The following is a 26986-nucleotide window of genomic DNA, read 5'->3' as shown; positions in this document are numbered from 1 at the left end:
GTTTACTCGCACGCTAGCGCCCTCCAAAGAGACTGACCAGTCGAGAAAGCAGTCCCTTTCGGGCCTCCCACTCGATTATGCCGTTCAACACTTCTTGCTCACTCGCATCCGCATCATTCTCACCGGCGCCAGACGTCTTGGCGGCGTGATCTTGGACCTGCGTCCAGGCCGTTGGGTCGACAAACGTGCCGGTTGCCTCGTCGAAGACCCATGACTTCTCGTCGCTACTGCCGAAGCGCGCTATGCCATCGCCCCCACCTGTTGCCGTTTGCCAGGCGACCGCCAGAGCGCCTCTGCCGCTTCCGGCCCAGCCGGATGCCGCGGCTGTCTCGTTCGCCTCGCTAACCCCTGAGACATGGAGATCCGAGGCGCTGATGCCGGCAAGTTGCATCAGCCGTCGCTCAGTCGGGGTTACGAACAGACCCAGCTCCTCATCGAACACCTGGGCGTCGTTTCGCGTTTCGGACTGGGTTGCCGGCAGCGGCAACCGGCGCTCGCCGACCTCAAGCGTTTCGGCCATAACGCCGCCGACAGCATCGTCGGCAGAGTGGACCAATCCGGCCTCGTGACCCATTTCATGGAGCAGGACCGAGAGCAGATCGAAGCGTCCCGCGGCAGGGCTGGCACCGATCGCCTGCCACTTACCGTCGACAAGGCTGTACTCCTCGTTATCCTGCGGCGTGAGATCGACGAACCAGCCCCGTCCCGCGGCGTTGCGGTCGATCCTGATTGCGCCGAACACGGCTTCGGCCAGTCGGTCGCCCTCGAGATCGACGATCTGCAGATCGATCGTGCCGAGGCGCGCCAAGGTTGATGCATCGAGCAGTCCCGATTTCGCCCAGAGGGCGACGGCATCGTCGAGCACCGAGAGTGCCTGTCCTCTCGTGATCTCGCCACCGGCCACGGTCGTGTCGCCGGTCGCCGCCAGCAGATTGGTCGACGTGTTGAAGGCGGGATCGTTGGTACGGATCAGGAAGCGATCGAACGAGCTTGATCCGACACGTGACATCGTGCCGAAGCCGCCATCGACCAGTGCAGCATTGAATCCATAGGTGCCGACGAGGCCGCCGTTCACCTGAATGCTCACCGCCGCCCCCTTGAAGATCACCTTCAAAGAATAGTCGACGCCGACATCAAGGACGCGACTGAAGGACTGATCGACCTTGTAGCCGCCCTTGGCACTGACGTGGCCAACAAGGACCTTGTCGTTGACCACATCGAGGGCGACGAACTTGTAGTCGTTCGGACCATAGCTGTCGAAGACGATGCCGCCCGTGCCTGCCGTCAGCAGCTTGGCTTCGAGTTCGAGGTAGGAGTCCGCCCGGAGCTTGGTGCCAAGGTTGAACGTGCTAATGGAAGCGCCGGCGGCGCCGACGAAGCGACCACCTGCGACGGTCCAGCCCGTGGCCGCCGTACCACTCATCGGGAACCGGCTGGTTGCGTCGAAGTTGTCGGTATAGTCAAGCGACAGGTTTGGCGGCAGGATCTGAACCGAGAAGTTGTCCACCTTCGACTTGGAGCCATCGTTGCCGGCGCCGACCAGGCCGCGGTTGAGGCCCACGGGCACGCCATCCTCGATCTTCGGCGCGAAGGTGTAGCCGAACCAGTTCACACCCGCGACCGTCACCGTGACGTTCGTGCCGTTGACGGCGACGAGCACGTCATAGGTTATGCCAGCCTTCAACTGGACGGGCTTGTTCGACTGAGCGACCTGATGCCAGCCGCTGGCATCGCGGTAGCCCATTTCGATCTTGTCGGTCGAAATGTTGATACCGGCCCACTTGAAGTCTGTGGGCGAGCGGTAGTCGAAGATCACATAGGAGTTCGCCTTCCAGCCGCCGACGGGCTTCTGCGCCGTGATCTTGGCCGAGATCTCGAAATAGATCGGCAGGTACTGGTCGGCATAGAAGACCGCCGCCGCCTGTCCCCATGTGGTCTCGGATTCGACCGACATCATGCCGCTCGAGACTGCGAACTTGCCCTGGTCGGCCGCAAACACGTCGAGCGTGCCGTCGTTGAAGTCGGCCGTGCGCAGGACGTCGCGCCGTCCACCGGGGATGTTGCCTGGCTGCGGGTCGGTCGGACCGCCGGTCTGGTCTTGCCAGATGCCGTGATCCTTCTGGGTCACGAGCCCGATTTCGCCTTCGACCCCGCCCTGGAACTGCGACACATGGCTGTATTGGTCACTGCCATTGACGCTTCCGGTATCGGCCGTGCGGGTGATGTCGACACCATCGCTGAAGGCTTGCGCATAGAGGAAGTCGAAGAGCTGCGGCGGCACCTGACGGCTGACCGTCGCGATGCCGAACGGAGCGAACGGCACGAGATAGCTGTTGAACTCGCCGACCCAATCGATCAGGCGGTCGCCGCCGGTGTTGCCGATCAGGATGTCGAGCCCGGCGCCACCAAAGACGCGGTCCTCGTAAACCGGGTGCGTTTCCGGCTGATCGTTGAGCCAACCGTTGGTGCTGAGCACGTCGTCGGCATTCATGAGGTCGTTGCCCCAACCGCCATAGATGTGGTCTCGGCCCGTCCCGCCGACGATCCAGTCGTTGCCGAGGTCGCCGAAGATGGCGTCACTGCCGTCCGTATTGCGGTCGGCGAAGGCGATCGGCGTGCCGTTGGGCGAGAACGCGATCGCGCCGTTGACCAATGGTCCTTCGTTGTCGACGAGATTGAGGAAGTATTGGAACTGCGTCGGCGCAGCGCCGGATTTCCAGACCGAGCCGTTGGCATTGAACAGGATGGCGCGGCGCGGATCGTATTCGTCATAGAGGAAGAATTCGCCGAGCTTACTCTGAACCGGCTTCGGTGCGTTCCACGGATCGGTATCGGCACCAAAGCGCAGGATGTCTCCCGGGTTCCAGGGCCGTGTGAAATCGGTGCGCACCAGCCCGACCACGACGCCGTTTTCGAAGCGCTGGGTGTAGCTGAGCGGCAGGGCTTCGCCGCCGCCGACGGCATCGTCGCCGGCGCCGCCATGGATGAAGTCGTCGCCGAGACCGCCGAAGATGATGTCGTCGACGACATTGGCGTCGAACAGCGGATCATCCGCGCCCTGAGCATTCGGCTTCAGGTTATAGGGCGTGAGGTCGACCGATTTCTTCAGCTGGCCGCCGATATTGATCGTCTCGGTCTGCACCTGCCCGGGCGTGTAGATGAATTCGTTGAGCACGTCGCCCTGGCTGGTGCGGGTATCCGGGTCGGTGGCAAGGAGGGCCAGGACGCCGTAAAGCGGCTCGGCATAGGTGGCGCTGTTGCGGCTCGTGAAGATCCGTCCGTCGTCGCCGAGGATGCCGTCCTGGCCGGTACCGCCAGAGATCCAGTCATTGCCCCAACCGCCGATCAGATCGTCATTCTCGGCATCGCCGAACATGCGGTCGTGGCCGCCGCCGCCATAGGCGATGTCGTCGCCGGTTTCGCCGTGGAATTCGTCATGGCCGCCGATGTCATTCTTCGCCCACAGACCGAATTCGTTGCGATAGGCCGCGTCGTTCGGGTTCGTCTTCGAGAACAGGTCAGGACGGAAATCCGGGCCGCCCGGTGTGTAGTCGAGAAGGTGCACGCCGCGGACGACGATGCGTTCGGCGCCGGCGCGGGCCGGATCGTTCACATCGTAATTGTACCGGACGTAGAGCTGCTGGTTTGCCAGCCCGTTGGGGTTGATATCGACGCCATTGATCCCGACAATACGGACGATATTACCGTTGTCGCCGACCATGGTGTCGGCATCGCGGGCATAACGCGCAGCCGCAAGGGTGCCGTCGCCCGGAAGGTCGAGGTCGTTCCGGTCGATTTCGCCGCCGGTACCGCCGAAGATGTAGTCGTCGCCGTCAGGCCGTGCATTTGCATCGGTCAGGCTGAAGAACGAGGACGAGCCGCCGACCAGGTCGTCCTGGCCGAGGCCGCCGAACAATTGGTCATCGCCACCACCGCCTTCGATGTAGTCCTGGCCATCGCTCGCAGCAGCAAAGGATGCGATCACCGTCAACGGACCGATCGGATCGACAACACCACCCGACGTCCGGGAGGCACCGACATGCGACGTGCCGGCGAAGGCAAGTTCGATACCGCCGTCGCCCTGGATGACGTCATTGCCCAGTTGGCCGAAGATTTCGTCATGACCTTCGCTGCCGGCAACGTAGTCGTTGCCGAAACTGCCAACGCCGGCAGATCCCTGATCGAAGGCGAAGGTGTGAAGGGTCGCATAGTCGACCGCATACTCGCTCCACCACGGCGCGCCGTCCGGGTCGCGGTAACGGCGTGCGATACCGTCGACCAAGAGGAGACCGCTGTTGTCGCCAGTGACGGTGCCGAAGCCAGCCGGGATCGGCCGATCCGTGCGGCTGTAGAGCAGCGCGCCGGCCAAGGTCTGGAAGCGCTTGCTGAATGTGTCGTCCAGCAAGTTGCCGTCCGCGCCGCCCTGGCGGGTGAGGTAGACGTTGTCGCCGAAGATGCGATCGTCCTGCTGGTCGCCGTCCAGCATGTCATGGCCGGCACCGCCGACGATCACATCGCGGTCAAGCCCGCCGAACACGATATCGTCGGCGCCGTTCTGCAGCTCGGCCGACTTGATCGCCGTCACGAGCACGAGCTCGGTCGTCTGGATTCGCTGTTTGAGACCGGACGGCAGGTTCGGATCGTCCACGAACATCTCGATGACGCCATGGTCGGCGAAGATGATGTCGTCGAAGTCGCCGAGCACACCGGCTGCGGCAACGGCACTCGGTCCGTAGCCGAGATGCGATGCGCCATCACCGAAGATCAGGTCACGGCCTGCCTGCATGAGGTCGCGAACCGCCGACTTCACCGGCTTGATCGTGGTGCCGTTGGTGTCGGTGTTCGGGTTGGCGGAAGGCAACGGGCTGTTGTCGACCGTGTCGATGAAGAGCTGGCGGGTGAAGATGTTCACGTTCACGCCGCTGTCGCCATAGATATGATCGACGCCGCGGTTGCCGATGATCAGGTCGTCGCCGGAACCACCGGCCAGATGATCGCCGGCCTGGCTGCCATAAATCGTGTCGTTGCCCGCGCCGCCATAGATCGTCAGGCCGACGCTGGGCAGACTCCCCCCTCCAACGCCCGCAAACAGTGCGCTGGCGTCGATGACGTCGTTGCCGGCGAGCTTGTAGGGGTTGGCGAGCGGGAAGACCCATTCATCGTCTTCGTTCTCGCCATCCTGCAGTTGCGGGAAGGGATCGAACGGCTTTTCACCGAATTCCATGCCGAGCACATTGTGTGCCTGGCCGGAATACCAGATGCCGTCCTGGCTGGTGTCGCCATAGATGACGAGCGGCGAGTTCGGACCTGCGCCGCCATTGACCTTGATGTAGTCGCCGCCGACGCGCTTGCCGCCATCGAGCGTTGTGTCATAGCCGAACACGGTCAGTTGGACGCCCGTTGCCGGTGTCAACGCCACGTTCTGCAACGTCATCACCGCGGCGGTCAGCGCCTGGATCGTGAACGGTCCGGCATAGCCGCTGACATAGACCTTCTGGCCGACATAGAAGCCGTCTGCTTGCCAGCTCCCGGCGCTGCGCGTCAGGCTGTTGGTGGCAACGTTCATCGTGCCGGAAGCCGTGATCGTGCGTGCTTCGGCGACGTGCAGAGAGCGTTCGGCGTAGCTGTTGAACGCATCGGCCGCCAGCGAGACGCCGGCCCCCTGCCCCATGTGGGTGTTCGGCGCGCTCAATACCAGGGCGCTGAGATCGCCCCAGGTCAGGGCCGAGTTCGGCGGCGCCGGAAGGGTCGCGTCGACGATGGCAAGGATCGTCCGGGTGTAGGTCTCGCCCTCAAGCTGGATGACCTGGCCGACCTGGTACCGGTCTTCGGACCAGTCACGCCCATCGAGGCGGGTCACGACGATCGAGCCACCGCCGCCACTGGCAATGTTCATCTTGCCGGCGCTTTCGAGGTACATGTTGCCGCCGCCGTGGACGAGCGTCAGGCCGCCATGCGCACCCTGCACATAGAAGCTCTTGACCGCATCGTTCTGTGTGGCGAGCAATGCGCCTTCTAGCTTCAGCGAGAAGCCGTCATCGGAGATCTCGATGATGCGGAAGTCGCGCTTGCCGTTTTCATCGACCATGGTGATGAGGTGACCGGCAAGATAACCCTCGTCCGCCCACTTGATGCCGTCCTGACGGGTGACGATGCCACCTGTATAGGTCGGATCGATACTGACATCGGTGACCACCGTTTGCAGGATCGCGTTGGTGACCGGGTTGATGCGGTTGATGGTCCGGGGCGCGTCGCTGACGAGCGCGAGCTGACCGCCGGTGACGCGCATCGTCGAGCCGACAATCGAGACGATCTGGTATTCACCCTTCGCGAAGTCCTCGTCGATAGTGATGAAATCGCCGACCGCAAAGCCGGTCCATGAGCCTCCATCGGTACGCACGATGATCCCGCCGGCAATCGTCTGGAGGACGTCGACGGACTTGTTGACGGTGATCACGTCCTTGTCGATCGCGGTGATGGTCAGTGCGCCGCTGGCAACGCCAGCGAGCGATGGGCCGCTGAGTACCAGGATCGAATTGTCGTTCGGGTCGGCGCCTTCTTCCGGATGCAGCGGATCGATGAGGGCGTCGTTGATAGCGACCACGGTCCAGGTGCCCACCTGCCCCGCAATCTTCACGGTCTGGCCGACGAGGAAGCCCATGGCCTTCCAATCGAAGCCCGCGCGCGCGATCGTGCCGCCGTTGCTGCCGTTCGGCGTCACCGTGAAATTATTGGTGACCTGAACGGAGGGCGCCGGATCGAGCGTGCCCTGGATGACGAGGCCATCATTGCCCTCGCCGAGCATCAGATTGACGACCTCGATGGTGCTTTGCGTCGCATTGGTGCCGAACTGGCCGTCAGAACCGACGCTGATCTTGCCGAAGCTGATGCCGCCCGGGAAGAAGCCCGATTCGCCGAAGGTCGGATCGCCGGTGACCCCGAGGCCGAGGCTCAGATCATCGGCCATGTTGAAGCCGGTGAGCGTCGTCTGCGTCATGACGCCGTCGACATCTTCCTTGCTGGTGTCGTTGAAGATGTTAAGGACATCGATCTGTTGCGATTCCGGCGGCTGGGCGCCGATGGCGATCAGGAAGTCGTCCGCTTCACCCGGCAGTTTCAGGCCGTTTTCCAACGAACGGTCAGCGCCCGTCGGGCCGCCTTCAACAGCCAGCGGTCCGCGCAGCTTCGAGAGATAATGTCCCGAAGCCGGGAAGACCTTCACGCCTTCGCGCGTGACGGGGATGTCGTAGTTGTCGTCCGCCTGCAGGACGACCGTCTGCTGGATATAGTAGTTCCCCGGATTGAACGTCGCGACCGCCGCGGTGCGCAGCACCTTGACGCCCGCAAGCGTGCTGCCGACCGGCAGCAGTCCAGCGTTCTCCGAGGTGATCTGGATCGTGGCATCCTTGGTGTCGTTCTCGCCGCGAATGATCGCGATCTTGAAGTTGCCGATAACGTTGTCGGCGGCGTCGAAGACACGGATCCACTGGCCTTCCAGGAAGCCATAGGCGAGCCAGCCGTCCGCATCGTCGGCAAGGCCGGCGATCGTCATCCGATAGGTGGGCGTGCCGTCCTCGATGACCGTATGGAACTGGATATTGCCCGAAAAGGCGCCATCGCTGGCGAGGTCCGAGAGGATGACATCGGCAAGCTGGCCGCCGGTACCGAACGTCCGGTCAACCTTGATGAACTTGCCGTCGACCGTGTCGATTGCGGTGATGTAATAGTCACCGCTGTTGCCGCCGGCGTTGCCGACGCGGATCTGCTGGCCGACGAAGAAGCCTTCATCGACGAAGCTGCCGAGATCGGCGCCCGTGCCGCGGGTAATCTTGCCGTTGAGGCCGTCATTGCTGAAGACGAGGTTGCCGTCGAAAATCTGCGTCGGCCGGAGCCCGCCGATCACCGTATAGCCCGAGCCGGGTGTGACGGCGACGCCGTTGACGCTGACGACATCCGCCAGTCCATCGGTGACGATCGCGACCTGTACGGTGGTGCTGGGCGCCTTCGTCAGCCGGATCGTGTAGTCGTCCGTGTCGCTGCCATCGGCATTGAGCAGCGTCGTGCCGCCGCTTTCGAGCACGACGGCGCCGGCCGTATCGTTGTCAATGACTTCAATGTCGACATAGCCGGGGCCGGAGCGCAGATTCGGGAAGACATAGTCGTGGTCGGCGTCAGTCGTCAGAACGTCGTCGCGCTGGAAGTAGATGACCGCCGTATGCGGATCTTCGCGCGGGATATCGTCACGCGCCTGAACGCCGATGCGAACCGGGTCATCCCAGTTGGTATGGTCGAAGGTTAGCCGCCAGTAGCCGTCGGCATGTTTGTACATGCGGTCGCCGACCGAGTTGAAGATGTTCGTCGGATCGTCGACATCGAAGATCTGGATATCCTCGTCGCTCGCCTCGTTGAGGAAGAGCTTGACGACGATGATGTCACCCACTTCCGGCGCCGTCGAAAGCTGAACGAGGATCTCGTCCGTCAACTGGGTCGTCGGGCTGCCTTCGATGACCAGCGACCGGCCGTCTTCGATGTTCGTGCCAGGCGCCACCTCGGTGACATAGATTCCGGGTGTGTCGTTGTCCCTGACCAGCACTTCAACATTACGGACGTCAGCCGCGTCAAAGGGGTCGCCGTCGGGATATTCGGCATCGATGTCGATGACATTGGTATCAACGCCGCTCAGATCGGAAATCACGCTGTGCTGGATGACGACCACGCGGTCGCCTTCTGCCCGCGGGTCGTCCGGCGCATAGACGTAGACCATCTGCGGATTCATCCAGTTGCTGCTGTCGAACCGCAGCACGACCGCGCGATCCTTGATGATCTGCGGTACGCCGTTGACCATGACAATATGCTGGAAATCGCTGTCGGTGACGGTTCCGCCGGGGTTGACGGTGGACAGCCAGATCGTGTCGCCGAGGCCGTTTGGCAAAGGCGCTGGGTTCAACAGTGTGCCGTCTTCCTCTTCCTGCGGCGAGCGTGCCGCAGACACGGTGACATAGACCACCTGGCCGGCGAGCGGAGCGATTGCCAGCTTCACCGTGTAGCTGTCGACATTGACCGGGCCGCCTTCGCGCACGGCAGTAAAGCCGCCGGTTTCGTCAATGCGGATGATGCCCTCTTCTCCGGAAGCGACGTTGTAGTCGAAACCGTCGACCAGCACACCGTCGTAGAGCGCGTCACCGGACGTGACGAGATGATCGACAGCACCGGAGGCCCCTTCGAGCTCGCGGGTCACGATGTCTTCGGTCACGTCGCCGGTGACGTTGATCGTATCGGATCCCAGGCCGCCAATGACGCGATAGGCAACGCCGAAGGCGGTCGACTGGACAAAGAATTCGTCGTCACCTTCGAGACCATCGACTTCGACCACTTCGATCGTGGTGTAGCGCACATTAAGGCCGGCGCCGAAAATGCCACGTTCGGTGATCGCAAAGTCGTCGGCGAACTCCGTGCCGAGGATGACGAGCTTGTCGAAGCCCGTGCCGCCGTCGACGGAAACCGGAGCATTGACGTTGTACTGGACCTCGTCCTCACCACCACCGGCGCGGATGTCGGGCGCCCGCGCAACAGAGAAGCCGAGCCCGATGATCGGCATGGCAACGCCCTGGTCGTCGCGCACGATCACGTCGTCGGTGTAGTCGTCGGGCGTGGAATCGGCATCGGCAAAGTTAATGACGCCGTCGCCATTGGTGTCGAGCGTGACAGCCGGCAGGTCGTCCTGGTCGATCGTGCCGTCGCCGTTCCAATCCTGGTTGGCAACAGCGGCGATCGCAAAGGCGCGCACGATGAACAGGTCGTTGTTGTCGTCGCCTTCGAGCCTCAGTTCAGCCTGGTTCGAATAGACACGGAACTCGTCGTTGCCGGTTCCGCCCTGCGCGACCAGCGGCGCACTGATGCCGGGGCTCAGCCAGCCGCGTGTCGTAGCAACCATGTCCGGGAAGACGTCCTGGGCGAGCAGGCCGCCGCCGAAGAACGGCGTGACGCCGTTTTCTGGATCGTCGGTGCGCTTGTTGCCGAAGATCTGCCCGATCTGGAAGGAGTCGTCCCCCGCTCCGCCCTGAAGCGACACGATCGCCGTCGTATCATCGGAATAGAAGTTGTCGTTACCGCCGAGGCCTTCGACGGTGACGCGACCATTGAGGGCCGTGTCGTAGTTGATGCGTGCGCTCTCATTCGACGGTTCGTTGTCTTCGATCGTGTCCGCATAGGTGGTCGGCTGGCCATAGACCATCGCGACATAGGCCGGGCGATCGGCCGTTTCGTTCGGCAGATAGTTCGCGCCGCGCAGCAGGAAGATGTCATCGATCGGCTTGTTGCCGTCGCCGTCCTTGCCGTTGAATGCCGAGTTGTAGCCATAGATGTTCAGAGCATCGACGCCGTCGTTGGAGCGCCCGCTGTCGAGCACGTTGATGACGTAGTTGCGGTTGAAGTCCGTACCGGCACTACCGAGGCCCGGATTGTTCGAGCCGAGCGTGTAGACCTCGTAGAGGTCGCTGCCGGAGACACCGTCGAGCGTCAGCGTATGTTCGGCTGCCGTCGTCATGTTTGGTGATGTCTGCGTCGCTGTATCCTGCAGGTAGTAGACCGTGAAGCGATCTTCGCCGTCGGCGTTGGTCGGGTCGAGGTTCTGGCTGCCATAGGCCCGCGTCTTCGAGCCGAGGAAGATATAGCCGGGGCTGCCCTGGCTGTTGGTGCCGCCGGCGCCCGAGGGATCGCCGAACTGGATGGTATCGACATCGGTGTTGCCGAAGATCCAGGTCAGATTCGTGGGGTGCGGTGCCGTCGTCTTCGGCGCGGCTGTCCCGACCGGCGTCCCGTTGGTCTTGTTGCCGGGGGTCACCGCGGCGTTGGCGATGATGCGCCCACGCAGCAGCATGACCGAGCCGAAGCCGATATCGGCATTGGCGAGCAGAGTGATGGCCTCGTCGAAGGCGGTGACGTCGCCATAGATGTCGATCCGCTTGGCGGCCAAGATCTCGCTGTTCGAGTCGAGTGTGACGTTGTCGCCGACGCGCAATTGCACATTGCCCTTCTCGGCGAAGATCTGGCCATGCGGGATGAGACGCTCGGCATCCGCCTGGAAGGTCGGGAAGGTGGCGCCGTCCTCGGAGAAGCGCGCGCTGCCGCTGTGCAGTAGATCGAGGTTTTCACCCTGGACCCCCGTCTCGCGAACGGTGATGCGAATGTCGCCGTCATAAGTATGGGCGAGCACGAGCCTGAGGTTGCCGGCGCTCTCGCCGGGATTAACGGGTGCTTCCGCCAGATAGATGTTGTTGTCGGCTTCCAGCGCGACGTCGTCGTTCGACGAGCCGCGTGAGGAATCGATCTCGAGGTCATTGTTGAAGGCACCGATGGAGCCGCCGCCATTGGCGTCGAGATCGATGCTCTGGCCAAGCAGGTCGGCGAAATCATCGCCGGCGCCGTTGTTGCGCGCATCGAGGATCGAGCCAGAGACGGTGCGCAGCGAGATGTCACGCGTCGTATGGACCGTGTGGACGAGCAGATCGCCGACGACTTCATCGAGGAAGATGCCGAGCGTGCTGTCTGCGGTCGTATCGAATGCCCTGAGGACACCGAGGCCACCAAGACCGTTGCGGATGTCGACGTTGATCTCGAGGAAATCGGTCGGCAGGCCGATGCCCCCGAGCGGCGAATTGATGTCGAGCAGCGTCGGGTTGAGAACCTGCGCAGCGACCTGTGCATGGTTCGGGTTAAAGAGACCGACACCGGCGGCCATGGTGATGTTGCGGCCGGCGACATCGGCTTCGACATCGCCTTCCGTCAGGCCGCGCGCATCGAGAATGCGTCGCGGCGAATAGAGCAGCACGTCCGACGCGGTCGACTTGATCCGCTCGACGCGCATGTCGCCGGTCTTTTCGCTCAAGGCGATATAGCCGTTGGTCACCACATCGATATCGCCGTTTCCGGTGATTTCGGTGATTCCGAGGACATTGATCGTCGTTGCGCCGGGATCGGGATTTGCTGCAGCGACGATGATATCGCCACCGCTGGTGACCGCTCCGGCCTGGAGGCCGGGCAGAGTCCGATTGCCGGTAGCCGGATCGATGCCACGGAAGTCGTAGGTGGAAGCGATCGGCGTGTTGCCGGTTCCGAAAACGCCGCGGCTCAGCTCTTCAGGAAGGCCGCTGTCCGGCCGGAAGAAGTTGTAATGGGTGATCCCGGCTGCCTGGCTCGGCGCCTTGACGAGCACGCCGCCCGAGGCCCCTGCGCCGCTCTGCTCGAGGCTCGCCTGTAGCAGCACATTGGCGCTATCGCCGGCGCTTATCCGGTCGATTTCGACAATGTAGTAGCCGCCGCCGAGATCTTCGCGCAGCAGGGCCTTGAGGTCGAGGTTGATGTTCTGGACGGCATCGACGGTAAATGTCTCCGCCGCAATCAGGCTGTGCTGATTGGTGAGCGGCCCGCTCGGCGAAAGATTGATCGCGACACCGGCGAGGGAATTCGCCAGCGTGCTCGCCAGCTTAACGCTCAGGCCATCGGACGAAGCGATGACATAGTAGTAGCCGCCATCGACGAGCCCACCGATCGCCGTGCTGACCGCGTCATAGCGCACGAGTTGGCCGGTATAGAAGCGGCTTTCGTGCCCGAGGAAGATCTGCTCCGTCAAGCCGCTGACACGGCCGGTATCGAAGCTGACAAGCTGCGGCAGGCCGGCGCTGTCGACGATGTCGATGTTGACGCGGTTTCCTGTCGTGCCGACGTTTTCATCCGCGCGAATATTGAGGATGTGCGTGCGGATCAGGGATTCCCGGCCGTCGCTGCCGAGCACACCGCGATCGTTGGTCGCGAAAACGGATCCGTCGGTATTGACGATCGAGGTGGTCCCGATCGGGTTTTCGATGGTGCCGTTGATATAGATATCCGACCGGCCGCCCGTGTCGGTGATCTCAATCAGCGTCGGCGCCACCTCGCGCTCGATGTTGAACGTCAGGGTCACTGTCTTCGACGGGTTCAGCCAGGCAAGCGGTTGCTCGTCGGTTACAACGTCGATGTTGTTGATGATGATGTCCTTGTCGGACTCGTTGCGGATCGTGACGCGCTGCAGCGTATCGCGGAACGTCCAGGTGCCGCCGGAACCGACCATCGTGTCGGAATCGAAGACGACGTCGCCCGGGCCAGGATTGACGATGTCGTTGACGACGATGTCGGCGCTCTGGATCGTATCGCCCTCTCCTTCGCTGCTACCGCCACCACTTGCGCCGTCGTTGACGGTCACCTCGACCGCGACGTCGATCTGGCCGTCAGCACCGATGACGAGCTGTTTGACAACCAGTTCTGGCGAGCGCCCGGAGAGAATGAGGACATCCGAATTGAAATCGATCTGTTGCGGCCGGTCGTCGGGGCTGCTGCCATCGGAGCCGCCGGCGGCAAGCGAACGCTTGCTGTGGTCGGCGTCATCCGTCTGCGAGATCGAGCCGTTGACGGTGGAAGCATAGAGCGCCAGGTGTTCGCTCGATGCCGCGGGCTCCTGCGGGTAATCCGGATGGCCGAGAACACCATCCGCATTGTCGCGCGGGCCGGCCGTGACCAGTGCGCCGGCGGCGCCGAATATCTTCGACGCCACGTCGGTGTCGTTGTGCGCATCGGAATCGACGAAGCCGAAAAGGCCTGTGGCACGGGCATAGGACTTGGCATGCGTCTTGACGTTGTCGTAGCGGGTGACGAGGTCGACGCCCTCCCAGCCGGTCAGTTCGGCGTCGGCATTGATGTGCACTTCCGCCTTCGGCCGGGCCGTTATGGTGCTTTCGGCCTGGCCTTCGCCATAGAAGCCGGCGCCGCGGCCGTCGCTTCCGGCGAAGACGTCGAAGCGCCCGACTTTCGCGCTGGCAACGGCCCGCTTGGCGCTCAGAACAGCCCGGTCGCCGAGCGTTGCGATCGTGTCGGCATGATCCGGATCGGGGTTCGGATCCGCAACACCGATATAGACATGGGTGACGGCATCGCCATCTCCGCCGAAGCCGACGCCTGAACCGGTCGACTTGGCGGAAACGCCGGCTTCGGAATAGGCGGTTAGCCGTGCCAGTTCGCCGGCGACGACGATCGCGTCGGCGCCGATCGTCGCGGCACTGTTGTACTCGATCCAGACTACGGTCGTCGGCGAAGCCAAGCCAACGGCACCGCCGGCGCTCGCATGCGACGAGGCTCCGGTATTGGCATTGGTGCTGGATGCAACGGTGACGTTCTTGCCGGCGACGATGCGCGTGCCGTCCCCAACCGAGGCAACACTGTTGATGTCCTGGTAGCTGTTGGCATCCGCGTCGCCGACGGCGACGAAGCCGCCGGTGCCGTTGACCGCGTGCGCCGTCGTATTGGTGGTGGCCGATGTGGTGATCGAGACATCGCCGCTCGTCGTTACAAGCGTCGCCGATATCGTGGCGGTCACGTTCGGATTGCTGGTGATATTGGCGTCATTGCCGTTGACGCCAACAAAGCCGCCGCCGGAACCCTTTGAATAGGCCGAGGATACGCCGTCGCCTGACTGCGGCGCGATTTCGCTGAGCGAGACCTCGCCTGGGCCGAACAGGAACTGGCCGCCAGCTACCGACGTCACTGCATCGTTGATGTCGATCCGAAGCTGTTGCTCGCTCGTGGTGTCGCTCGATATGTCGACGGCCAGCGCGCCAATGCGATGGTTGGCGTAGGGGCCGGAAAGCCCGGTCGGCGTCAACGTCATCTGCGTGCCGCCGGAAGGCGCGTCCCACAGTTCGAAGGTATCGTCGCCGGGCCCGCTGACGCCACGGACATAATAGGTCTTGCCGTCTTCGAGCCCGCCGATTGGCAGATTCTTGGCGTTGATCAGCGAATGGATGTCGTCGGCAGTCTTCGCCTTGTTGGGCGTGAGCGTGATGATCGACTGATCGAAGGTCTTGGTGAGCGTCGTTTCAGTAACGCTGTTGACGACCGACAGGATCAGCGTGCTGCCGCTGACGCCGGTAACGGTGTAGGTACCGCTGTTGGCACCGGCGCCGCTGATGAACAGAGTACCAGTTCCAAAACCGAAATCGGCCCAGTTCTCGCCATCGGTACGGATGATCCGGTCGCCGGCCCCATTGCGGACGAACTGAACCTGTTCGGTGACCACGTCATTGCGTTTCAGTTGGATCGTCGTCGAATTGACGACGTGGACACGGTAGGTCTGGCCATCGGACAGCCCCCCGATCGGCGTTCCGGGCGCTCCCGTTTCCGTTTCGACGTTGTAGACAACGTGCTCGCCCTCGCTGAACCCATGGTTCAGCGCGTTGCCGTTGTCGTCAAAGAAGCGAATGTTGTTCTGCGTGCCGTCGTCAATCGGTGAGCCATCGGGATTGAGTGCCGTCGGATGGACATCGACCTGCCGGCTGACGAAAGTCTTGGCGTCGGGCGCGTCATAGGTGACGGCCATGCCATTGGTGAACCCATGACCGGAGATCGTGATCTGACTGCCAGCGATATCGTCCGGCTGGAAGCTTTTGAAATAGTTCTGCGGATTGACCGCCTTGTCATGCGTATTGACCAGTTTGATATGGGACTCGTCGATAATCAGAACGTAGTAGAGATTGCCCTCGGTCAGGCCGAAGCTGTTCACCGTTTCGTCGGGCCCGGCATAGTAACGCACGGCATCGCCGCTGATGAAGTTATGCGCACCCTGGAAAGTAATAATCTCGGTTTCGGAATCGATGCTTGCGGCATTGAAAGTCGAGCCGAAGTATAGCTTGTTCGGGTCGACATTGCCGCCATCGACGACATTGATGACATTGTACTGCCGATTGACTGCCGGATCCTGCGGATCGGGCCAGTTAAGACCGGGGATTACCGCGCCGCCGCTGCCGGCATCGTATTCGACGGTATCGCCCGTCACGAGGCCGTGGTTGTTGACGGTGATCGTGTTGGCGACGCCGTCAGCATCGACGACCGCATAATCGGGCTGCGTTCCTGGAATGGGCGCTGCAATCGCCTCGACCGAAACCGTGCCGGTCGCATTGATGACGCTGCCAGTGCCAATGGTACTGGAGACGGTCGGGCTGACATTGGTCGTGGCATCGGAATCGCCGGCGCCGAAAACGCCGCCGATCGTCACACCGACGACCTTCGAATCCCCTTCCGTGTTGGCGAGTGCCTTCAGCCGGATATGGCGTGCAGACTGAACGGACGTATTGTTGCCGATGGTCGCCGCAACGGAGGACGGGCTTGCGGTTGCCGTGGCGCTGTTGAGCGTCAGCGCCCCGAGGACGCCGCCGCCTGTCGCTTCCGCAACGGCGAGCGCGCCGTTGACCGCAAGCGCGTCGACCCCGATGTCGCGAACCGAAACGATATTGGCATTCATCGCCGCGTTCGACTGGCCGTTGGCGGTCGCTTCGGCATCGGTTGCACCGACAGCGGCCGCACCGAAGGAATTCGCCTCGGTGTTGGCGACGGCGTAGTTGCGCAGGCGCGACTTGATATCGATGTCGTTGGTAATGGTCAGGCTGCCGCCCGCGCCGATCGTAGCATTGGCGATGGCGTTGGCCTTGGCGGTGGGCACTGCGCCCTGGCCGCTGAACAGGCCGCCACCCGAGGCTTCAGCAAAGGCCTTGGCGCCACGATCCGTCGCTGTTTCACCGACGAAATTGTGGGAGGCGAGCATGACGATGCCGCCGGCTGTAATGGTCGAATTGCCGCCGATCAGGGCACTTGTCGTCGGTACGACATTCACCGTCACGAAGCTCGTGCCGACCGCGCCGAGACCGATGGTGAGCGCGAAAACATCGCCCTTGGCATTGTGACTCGAAAGCGCTTCCAGCGTCACGGTGCCGGTGGCATCGATGTTTGCGCCGCCAAGGATCGATGCTTCGATGTTGGTCTCGACATCGATGAGCGCAAAATTGAACGAGAGGCCGAGCGCACCTCCGGCGAGCGCAAAGGTCTCCGCCTTGGCGTCGACGGTCGAGTCCGCATGCACAGTGATCGCACCGACCGTGTCGGTCTGGCCGATCTGGCTGCCAGCCCCGATGGTCGCCAGAGACTCGATCGTGCTGTCGTCCGTGTCGCCGATATTGAGGTCGACATAGGAGGCGCCGGCCGCCACTGCGCCGACCTGTATGCCTGTCGTCGTGACGTCGAAGTCCTGCGTGTTCGAAGCGTTGACCGACAACAGGGCGGCATTATCCACCACGGTTCCATCGAGCAGGCGGGCCTGCACGCGGCTGGTATCGTTGATGACGATGACCGATGCGCCGAGGCCGACGAACCCGCCCTGGAAGGCGACGGTCGTCACATCGACCTCTTCGTCAAGCTCAGCCTCGACCTTGATCTGGTTGCCGGCGCTGAGGTTGCCGCCGGCCTTTGCCTTGACCTGTCCGGAGACGTTGAGCACGGTCACGGCTGCGCCGGCGCCGACGAGGCCCGCGGCAGCGTTGCCGATCAGAAGATCGACCTTCATGTTCTGGCGCGAGACGATCAGAATGTCATGGCCGGCCTCGACATCCGCACCGGCTTCGATCGTGGCGGTGGTACCGTGCTCCTCATTCGTCGGGATCAACGCGGCATCGAGGTCCGCGCCCGAGAAGAACGACGGGTCGTTCAGCCGGTCCGATGCGCCCTGCATGTTGTCCCTGACACGGGAGTCCGCTGTGCGGGAGTTTCCGTCGCCGCTGAAACCGGTCATCTGGCCGGTCAATTCGCCGACGCCGCCATCGGTCTTTTCCCCCGCATCGGCGGCCGCGTTGTCGCCACCACCTGTGGTGGCATCGCCCGACGTGCCTTCCTTCTCGTTGGCGTAATCGTCCTTGAAATCCTGTCCGATCGACCAGACCGAGACCGACGCACCGAGGCCCACGACGCCGCCGACGCCGCTGAAGGCGAAGCCCTTGAGGACCTGAATCGAGTCTGCACTGACAGCGACATCGTTGCGGGCCAGGATGTCAGCATTCGCGCCGATCGAGGCTGTGGTGTCGTTCTTGATGCTGCCGAAATCGATGCCACCACCGATGCCGACGAAGCCGACGGCAGCCGAGCCGGCAAAGGACGTGATGCGGACATCATTGGCGGCGTTGACATAAACGCCCTGCCCGAGGCCGACATTGCCCGGATGCAACTGATAGTCTGCAAAGCCCTGGTTGATCGCGGCACCCGCGCCGATGGCGGCCAAAGTGTCGGAATCGATGATTGTCACACTGACCGCACCGGCAATGCCGACATAGAGCCCGCCGGCGCCGGCAACGGCGATATGCGTAACGATTTCCGACGATTGCGCCTGGACGATCACGCCGTGCGCCTCACCGGAAAGCGTGGAGAAACCGGTTGGATCGCCGCCGCTGGTCGTGATCTGGCCGTCGAGCACGTTCGAGATACCCGCGCCGTTGGCGCGCGCGTCGATCGTCGCGTTTTCGCCGATCGTTGCCTCGGTATCCTTGGTGACGTTGACGACGCCAACGGAGCCGGCGGCACCACCGCCGGCGAGACCGATGGCGACCGCACCGGAAACGATGGTGAACTGCGAGTCGTCCTTGGCCATGACGGCGACATCGCCGCCGGCCTCAACCGTCGAATCCCCGATGCGCGCGAACGTATCGGCATCGAGCGAGACAACCGAGACGCCGCCGGCGAGGCTGACGGCGCCGCTTACCGCAAGCCCGGCGGAGACGACGAGTACCTTTTCCTTCGCAGTAGCGATGACCGCTACATCATTGTTCGCGTCTACGAGCGTGTCGTCGCCAATAGTCGCTTTCGTTTTCGTGGTAATGACCGACACGTCGACTGCCGGAGCGGCTGCACCCGACCCGCCGAAGGCCGCACCGGCGCCAACGCCGAGGTGGCTGAAGTCGCTGGCCGCAGCGACGAGGACAGACTGCGCTTCGTTGCCGCCACCGCTCATGTCCTGATTGATGCGGGCGCCTTCCCCGATCAGCGCGGTCGTCGTCGTGTTGAGTACGTTGACCGCCGCACCCACGGCGACACCGACGGACCCGCCGCCGCCAACGCTGATGGCCGCCGTTTCGATATCGTCCTTGGTGCTTGCCGAAACCGCCACGCCACGGAAGCCGCCATCAACGGCGGCCGTCGCCGTCCGCTGCTGGGTCAAGCCCGGATCGGTTGGGGTACCGTCATCGCTCTCATCCTGGTCGAGGTCATTAAACTGGCCGAGGCCGCCGCCGCCTTGCTTGACCGGCACGCCCGCTTCGAGACTGTCCTTACTGACCTGGCCGTCGGTCTGCGGGTCATAGCCATCGCCCATGCTTTGCGATCCGGCAAAGCTGATGTCGAACCGGCCGGTGCGTGCAGCCACGCTGTGCTGTCCCTCGCCGGTCACGCGCGCGTCTTCACCGATGAACGATTCCGTCGTCTTGGTGACGACGGCCACACCGGCTGCGACACCGACGCCGGCGCTGCCGCCAACGGCAACGCCGCCGACGATCAGATCGAGCTCCGTTTCATCGACCGCCTGCACCAGCACGCTGCCAAGGGCGCGAACGTCGGTCAGGCCCGCATTGCCAATGCCGTCGATCGGATCGTCACCGATGAAGGCGCGAGTCTTCACGTCGAAGATGAACACATCCGCCGAGACCGTGATCGCGGCTGAGGAGGCCCCGCCGGCTGCGACCGAGAAGGAGCCGACGTCCTCGTTGCTGGTCGCTTCGACCTTGATGTTGCCATCGGCATCCATATCCATGCCGGAATCGATCGATGCCTGCGTGGTCTTGATCAATGTCGCGATATTCACGCCCGCGCCGACAGCGGCGCTGCCGCCGGAGGCGGCCAGCGATCCCGCAACCGTCAGGAGATCCGTCTCGCCATAGGCGTAGACGGCAACACCCGGATCGTTTGCACCGGACTGGGCCGTGACTGCCGTATTCGAGCCGATGCGTGCGATCGTCGTTTCCGTCAGCACCGTGACAGCGACAGAACCAGCCACGGCCGCGCTGCTGGTCGAAACGCCGCCAGCGGCTGCTATGGTGGTCACGTCCTCGGTCGAAATGGCCGAGACGTCGAGGCCTGCCGGGCCGCCGGTTTCAACGTCGGCGTGGCCGCGGATCTCGGCCTTCACATCGTCGATGTGAACGAAGACCGTGCCGCCGATGCCGATGCCGGCACCCTGGCCGAAGGCGATGCCGCCGGCGAGCGCAAAGATCTTGGCGTCACCGGTTGCCTTGAGGGAGACATTTCCGCCGGCATGAAGCTCGGATTTGTCGAGTGCGGTTCCCGTCTCGAGATAGGCTTCGGTTGAGGTGTCGAGCACGACGACACCCACCGAGGCCGCCACACCGGAGCCGCTGAGGCTCAATCCGAAGGTGGCTGCAATCGAAGTGATGGTGTCGAATGAATCGGCGTTGACGAGGATATTGCCGGCAACGGCACCAAGATCCGCAGTTCCGCCGACCCAGGCGCTGGTATTGCGGATGATGACATTCACGTCGAGGCCGATGCCGACACCGGCATTGCTGCCGCCGGACAGTCCGATGCCGCCAGCACCACTGACTATGGTCAAGATGTCGGTCGCTTCGACGGTCACCCCACCATTGCCGTCGAAGTCGGAGCCGTCATTGATGAAGGCATGCGTCTCCATGAAGACGACGTTGACGCTTGAGGAACCGCCCACCGCCGTTCCGTTGCTTGCCGCAACGCCGGCAGCAAAGCTGGTCACCGCCAGATTGCCGATGACAGGAATGCTCTCCGTAATCGGCAGCAGTTCGGCATGGGCCGTGACACCAATCGCGCCGCTCGCCTCGGCATCGACGCCGGTCCCGACGTCGGCCTTGGTGTTGAGATCATTGACGATATTGATGGAAACCGCGACGCCGACACCGGTGCCACCATTGAGGCTCAGCGCCGCGCCGCCAGCGATGCTCTGCATCTCGTTGACGCTGACCGCATTGATAGCGATCCCGCCGGCGTTGGCGTCCAGATCGGCATTGTTGCCGATGATGGCACTCGAATTGACGTCGAGATAGTTGATCGCGACGGAGCCGCCGACGGCGGTGTTCTTCGAGACGGCGCCTGCCAGTGCCCGCGCCTGGAAGGTATTCCTTTCGCCATCGGCCGTGACTGCCCGTACCTTGATTGAGCCGGCGGTAAGATCGGCGCCGGAATTGACCTGCGCGGTATTGTCGAGCAAGGCGATATTGAGGCCGACAGCGGCGGCAACGCCGGTATTGGCGCTCGTGTTGGTCGCCGTCGCCGTGCCGAGCGCACGCGCATCGGTGGTCATCGTCGCTTCGATTTCCATCGCGCCCGAAGACCCGATCACGACATTGCTTGCGATCGTCGCGGTGTTGTCGGCGTCGAGGAAGTTGACGGCGATCGTTGCGGCGACGCTGGTCCCGCCCTGTGTCGACTTACCGGTCTCATTCGTGCTCTTGCTATCGGCGGTGCCGAGACTGCTGCTGCCAGATTGGGTCGGCGCCTTCGAGCCGCCACTCTGGTTCTGCGCCATGTTCGTCTGGTTGCTGCTCTCCTGGTCGGAATTCGCCTTCGAGGTATCATTGCCCTTGGCGCTCGCCTTGGACTCTGCCTTCGTGTCGAAAGTCGACGTGGCGGTGACACTGACATTGTTGGCGCCGGAGAAGTTCCTGCCGACAAAGGCATCGTTGGTCACTTCGGCGATGTTCAAAGCGAGCGAAACGCCGACGCCGACATTGCTGCCGGCCGCTTCGCCGTCGCCGAGCGTGTGGATCGTGCTGGCATGGCTCGCCTGCGCGGCGAGATTGCCGGTCAGCGTGATCGCACCGCCAGCACCCGAGCCGATATGTGCATCCGTGTCATTATCCACGTAGGCGACTGCAATTGCGCCACCGACAGCAGTGTTGCCGGCTGCGCCCGCCTTCGCCGTGGTGGTGACCGTATCGTTCGAGGTGGCAAGTGCCTGAAAGTTGCCGGTGTTGCCGCTGATCGTTTCGCCGTTTTCGATCCCGGCGAAGGTCGTGTTGAGCGAAATACCAAGCGCTATCGATGCGCCGACGCCAGTGCTTCCTGAGCCGCTGCCGGCACCATGGGCCGTCGCTTCTGTCGTCGATTTGGTTGTGTTGGTTGCCTGCAGGCTGACGTTGCCGCCAGTCAGCGTCACAGACGTCGTGCCGCCACCGCCGTGGTCGAGCCCAATCGTGCCGAGCGTATTGGTGGTTGCAACGCTCAACGCAAACGAGCCCGCCACGCCGGTTTCGCCGCCGCTCGCACCTGACGTGGATTTCGCACCGAAATTGTGCTCGGCGTTGCCGCCGACCGTCTTCATCGTCGCCGAAGCGGTGAGGCCGTCGGCCGTGATGTGCGCGCCGGCGCCGACCGAAGCTTCGTTGCGCATGGTCGCGACGTTGATGGCAACGGCGACACCGACACCGGTGCCACTGCTCGTGGTCGTCGCCTTGCCGTCGCCCGTCGCACTGGCATTCATGTTGTTGGAGGACTGGAGCTGAAGCGCTCCGGTGCCCGCGCCTTGCCCGGCAATGATCGTGACGCCATCACCGATCGAGGCGACGGCGAGCGACGAGGAAACGTTGAGGGCGAGCGCTGCGGCGACGCTTACCTGGCCCCCGCCGGTACCGCCCTGGCTCGTTGCGGACTTGTCACCCGTATTCGTCTTGCCCGATTTCTCGTTGGCAAGTTGCTTTTGTTTATTCTTCTGGTCGTCAGCGGTGGTGTTGCCGCTGTCGCTTTCCTTATCCTTGTCCGCACCCGCGGCACTGGCTGTAGCCTCGGCCTTGCTCGCGCCATCGCCATGGGCTGAGAAGCTGACATTGCCATCCGCAGTGATGTTGCGGGCAGTGCTCGCAGTCGCGCTGTCATCGACGAACGCAAGCGCAATAGCGGCGCCGACCGCCGTATTCCCGGCGATTGCGTCGCCGAGTGCGGAAGTCGCGCTGTCGCCATGGTGGGTCGCGGTCGCGGCGAAAGCGCCGTCAAGGTCGATAAGGCCTCCGGTGCCGAGCTTTGCCTCCGTCACATTGTCGGCAACAGTGATCGCGATGGCGCCGCCAACACCGGTACCATCTTCGGCTGTCGCGCCGGATTCCGCCGTCGTAGTGGTCTTGTGGCTACCGGTGGCGTTGAGCGTCAGGTCGTCGAGGCCGGTGAGGACCACGGAATTTTCGACCTTGGCCGATGCCGTGTTGTCGGCTGCGTTGATGGCGAAGGAGGCTCCGACGCCGGTGCTGGCACTCTCGGCATCCGCCTCGGCGACCGCGCTGCTTTCCGAAGTATTGGAGACCGTCAGCGAAGCGACGTCGCTGCTGAGCGTGACGCTGGCGGAAGGCCGGATCGCCGATTCTGCCGTGGCATCCGACACGTTGAGCGCAAACGATCCGGCAACGCCGGTGTCGCCGCCGCTGGCGCCGGAGGTCGAATGCGCTTCGAAGACGTTCTTCTGGTCGCCGCCGACATTCTTCATGGTGGCAGACAGGATGACGCCGCCGTCGGCGTTGACGACCGCACCGTTGCCGATGATCGCCCTGTTGCTCATGTCTGCGACGTTGATCGCCACGGCGGCGCCGACCGCCGTGCCCGAGGTTTCGCTTTCGAGCGTCGCGCTGCCATCGGCGATGGCCGAAGCATCCATGTTGTTCTTCGCCTGCAGGCTCACGCCGCCGGTTCCGGCGCCGTCGCCAGCCGTCACGGTGCGGCCAATGGCGATGCTGGCCAGCGCTTCGCTGTCGGAGATGTTGATCGCAAGGGCGGCCGCGACGCCGACATCGCCACCGCTGCCACCGCCGGTGTTGGCGGTCTGGCTCGTGTTATCGGCATCGCCGGATTTGCTGTTGGCGAAGTCTACCTGCTTCTGCTTCTGCTGATCGGCCTTGGTGTTGCCATCGGCGGATTCGTCGTTCTTGTCGGCGCCTTTGGCGCTGGCTTTCGCGTCCGCCTTGCTGGAGCCATCGCCGAGCGCCGACAGGCTGACCGAACCGTCGGCACGCAGATTGCGGTTCGTGGTCGAAATCGCGCGGTTGTCGACGAAGGCAAGCGCAATCGCGGCGCCGACCGCGGTCGAACCGATCGCCGTGCCGTCAGCCGTGGTTGTGCTCAGCCCATGATGGGTCGCCGTTGCCAAGAAATCACCGGTTATGTCGAGCTCGACATCGTCCGTCCCGAGCGAGGCGCGGGTGGTGTTGTCGATCACGTCGATCGCCACTGCGCCACCGATGCCGGTGCTGCCGCCGGTGCCGCCGGCTTCCGCCGTCGTCTCGGATTCATGGCTGCCGGTTGCCGAAAGCGTCACCTCGTCTGCGGCCGTGATCGTCGCACCGTTTTCGAGCTCCGCGATGGAATTGTTGTCGATGACGACAAGAGCCACCGAGCCGCCGATGCCGGTCTCGCCGGCTTCACCGAGATCATCGCCATTGGGGGTGGCGGCCGTCTCGGCGTGAGTGGTCGACGAGGCCGTGAGGCTGAGATCCGCGCCATTGAGATCGACCGTCGCACCGGCCTCGATCACGGCTTCGACGTCGGTCATGATGATGTTGATCGCGAGAGCCCCGGCGACGTTGGTTTCGGCGCCGCCCGCACCGGCTTCCGCCGTCACGACAAAGCTGTCGCCGGCATTCAGCGTGGCATTGAGGTTGACGGCGCTCGCCGTCAGATCCGACGTTCCAGCGACATAGGCACGGGTGGTTACATCGGCGATGCCAAGCGCGACAGCCACGCCGACGCCGGTCCCGGCGCTGCCCGTAGCCGAGCCGTCGGCGGCTGCCGTGACGCTCTCGGTGGAGGTCGCCGTCAAGGCAAGTGTGCTTGCGGAAACGAGGGTGGAACTGTCGAGATAGGCTTCCGTCGTTGTCCGGTAATCGGAAACCGTGACGGCACCTGCGAAGGTGATGTCGCCGCCGCTGGTCGCCGCCTTGTCCGAGGTATTGCTGTCCTGGTTCGGGTCGGCGAGCCGCTTTTCGGATTCGGTCGTGCCATCGCCCTGGTTCGAACCACCGGCGCTGGAGATCGCCGTGGTGCTGACATTGCTGGTCAAAGTCGCGCTGAAGGCGACGGAATCGGGCAAGTTACCGCCATTAGCGTTGAGCGACGAGTTACCCGCCATATAGGCGCGCGTCGTCGCGTTCACTTCCGAAACGGCAACGCTCGCGCCCTTGGAGCCCGAGCCGCCATCCGCGGTTGTCGTCAGTGCCAGCTGGGTGTCGGCGGTCAGCGAAACGGCGCCGGATACGTTGAGGGCGCTGCCGCCCAGCACTTCTGTGATTGAATCACTGAGAACAACCGTCACGGAAACCGCGGCATCCTTGGTCGTGTCGTTCTCGCTTGCATCGCCTTCGTCGGCCGCGGTCAGCGAAACGCTGACCGAACTGACGGCCGTCAGGCTCGCGGCCGTCAACGTGCTGTTGTCAAATCTGATCCTCGCCTCCGGCAGAACGGTGACGATGACGCCTTCGAGCGGCCCTACCTCCGCGGTCGAAGCCGAAACGGTCGCATCCGCCGTCGCCGAGATCTGCACGGCGCCAGAGGCGGTGATGGTTGCGCCGCTGAGGTCGATGATCGCCTCGGGTGTCGCGAAATAGGCGCCGCCGGTGATTTTGCCGTCGTCTTCGGCGAGCGCCACAAGCGTGACCGTCGTCGCCGAAACACCACCTGAAACCGTGATTTTTTCGGCATGAACCGCCAAGGCGCCGAATGTGTTCGTCCCCTCGATAAAGACTTCGTCCTTGCCGTCATCGCCAGCCGTATCGGCAGCGTTCTCGCCAAAAACTGTAAAGCTTGCAGCCCCTAGATTGACACCGGTAACCGTTAGGACATCCTTCGACAGCAGCGGGATCCCGAGGTCGGCGCCAAGTTTGATTGTCAGGCTGTTGGTGGGCTTGGCGAAGGTGACCTTCTCGAAGGTCGGGACAAGCGACAGCGACTCGAGCGTCAGAGTGCCGTCACCGTTATCCTTCAGCCTTGCTTCGTCGTCGAAATCGCTGGTCGCGATAATACGATCGGCGACGACCGTATTATCTGTGATCGGCTCCAGGCCATCGTAGCGCAGAACCTGACCATCGCGGGTGATCGTGCCGGATGCGGGACCGGTCGCAACGTAGGTGACGGAATGGAAGACGCCGCCATCGAGAACGAGACTGTCGAAGCCGTCGGCCCCACCGTCCATGACGCCGGTCAGTCCGCCGCCAGCTGAAACGAAGAAGGTGTCCTCGTTGTCGGCCGAACCTCTGAGATTCTCAACCTCGACGAAGGACACCCCTGAAACGTTGCCGGAATTCAGTCCGGTTATGTTCCAGTCGGTATCTTCCGGCGGTCCAATCACTGCGTCGCTGCCGGCCCCACCGCTCAGCAGGACCTTTCCCGAAACGGCGTTGTCGAAACCATTATGGACGAAGGTGTCGTCGCCAGCGCCGGTGTCGATCGTCAGCTTCAGATTGGGCGAAGCGAAGGTGTAGGACACCAGCGCGCCGCCGTTGATGCTGTCAAGCGTCGAGAACCCGTCTCCCGGCGTGCCGGCATCGCCGAGACGCAGAGTCTGTCCCTCGCCCGTTATGTCGGCAAAGATCCGCTCCTGCGCGGTCGTCGCATCGGTCACAGTCGAGACGCCACCGATACCGATCTGATGGCTGATCTCGCCGTCTACGGCAGTAAACACACCGGAGCCTGCACCATCGACCGCGAACTCGACGAGATCGAACACGCCGCCGGTCAGCGAGAGCCTGTCGTCGCCGTCGCCGCCTTGAAAATCGATATCGAGCGCCTGAAGGAAATCCGTGCCAAAATCGATTGTCAGCGTGTCGTTCGCAGCAGTACCGGTCACCCGGATATAGTCGATTTCCGCGGCATTCCGCTGCGCAACGAGGAGGCTCGACCTGTTGTCGTAAACCTGGACCGCCTGGATCAGGTTGTCATAGCGCAGGCTGTAGTCAGCGCCGCCATCACCGACCATGTCCACCGCAAAGGGCATGATATCGGCAGACAACAGATAACGGGGCTCAAGCGTCTCGAGCGCGAGCCCGGGTAGGTGGCTGGTTTCCGAGCGCGGTGTGAAGCTTCGTGCCTTCCTGCCACCGAACCACCGGAAAAGGCGTTCGATCAT

1 protein-coding gene is annotated in these 26986 nt (G+C 63.1%); it reads right to left on the bottom strand.

What is annotated here, in order from left to right:
• Window positions 1–13: 13 nt before the first annotated feature.
• Window positions 14–26986: an LEPR-XLL domain-containing protein gene (locus AC070A_RS27920; protein ID WP_494773606.1), complete on the bottom strand. Its 26973-nt coding sequence runs from the start codon at window positions 26984–26986 to the stop codon at window positions 14–16.

The organism is Ensifer sp. GW101-20A05 (assembly GCF_059424735.1).
Note: the sequence above shows the minus strand (reverse complement) of the source record. Positions and strands in the feature narration are given on the sequence as shown.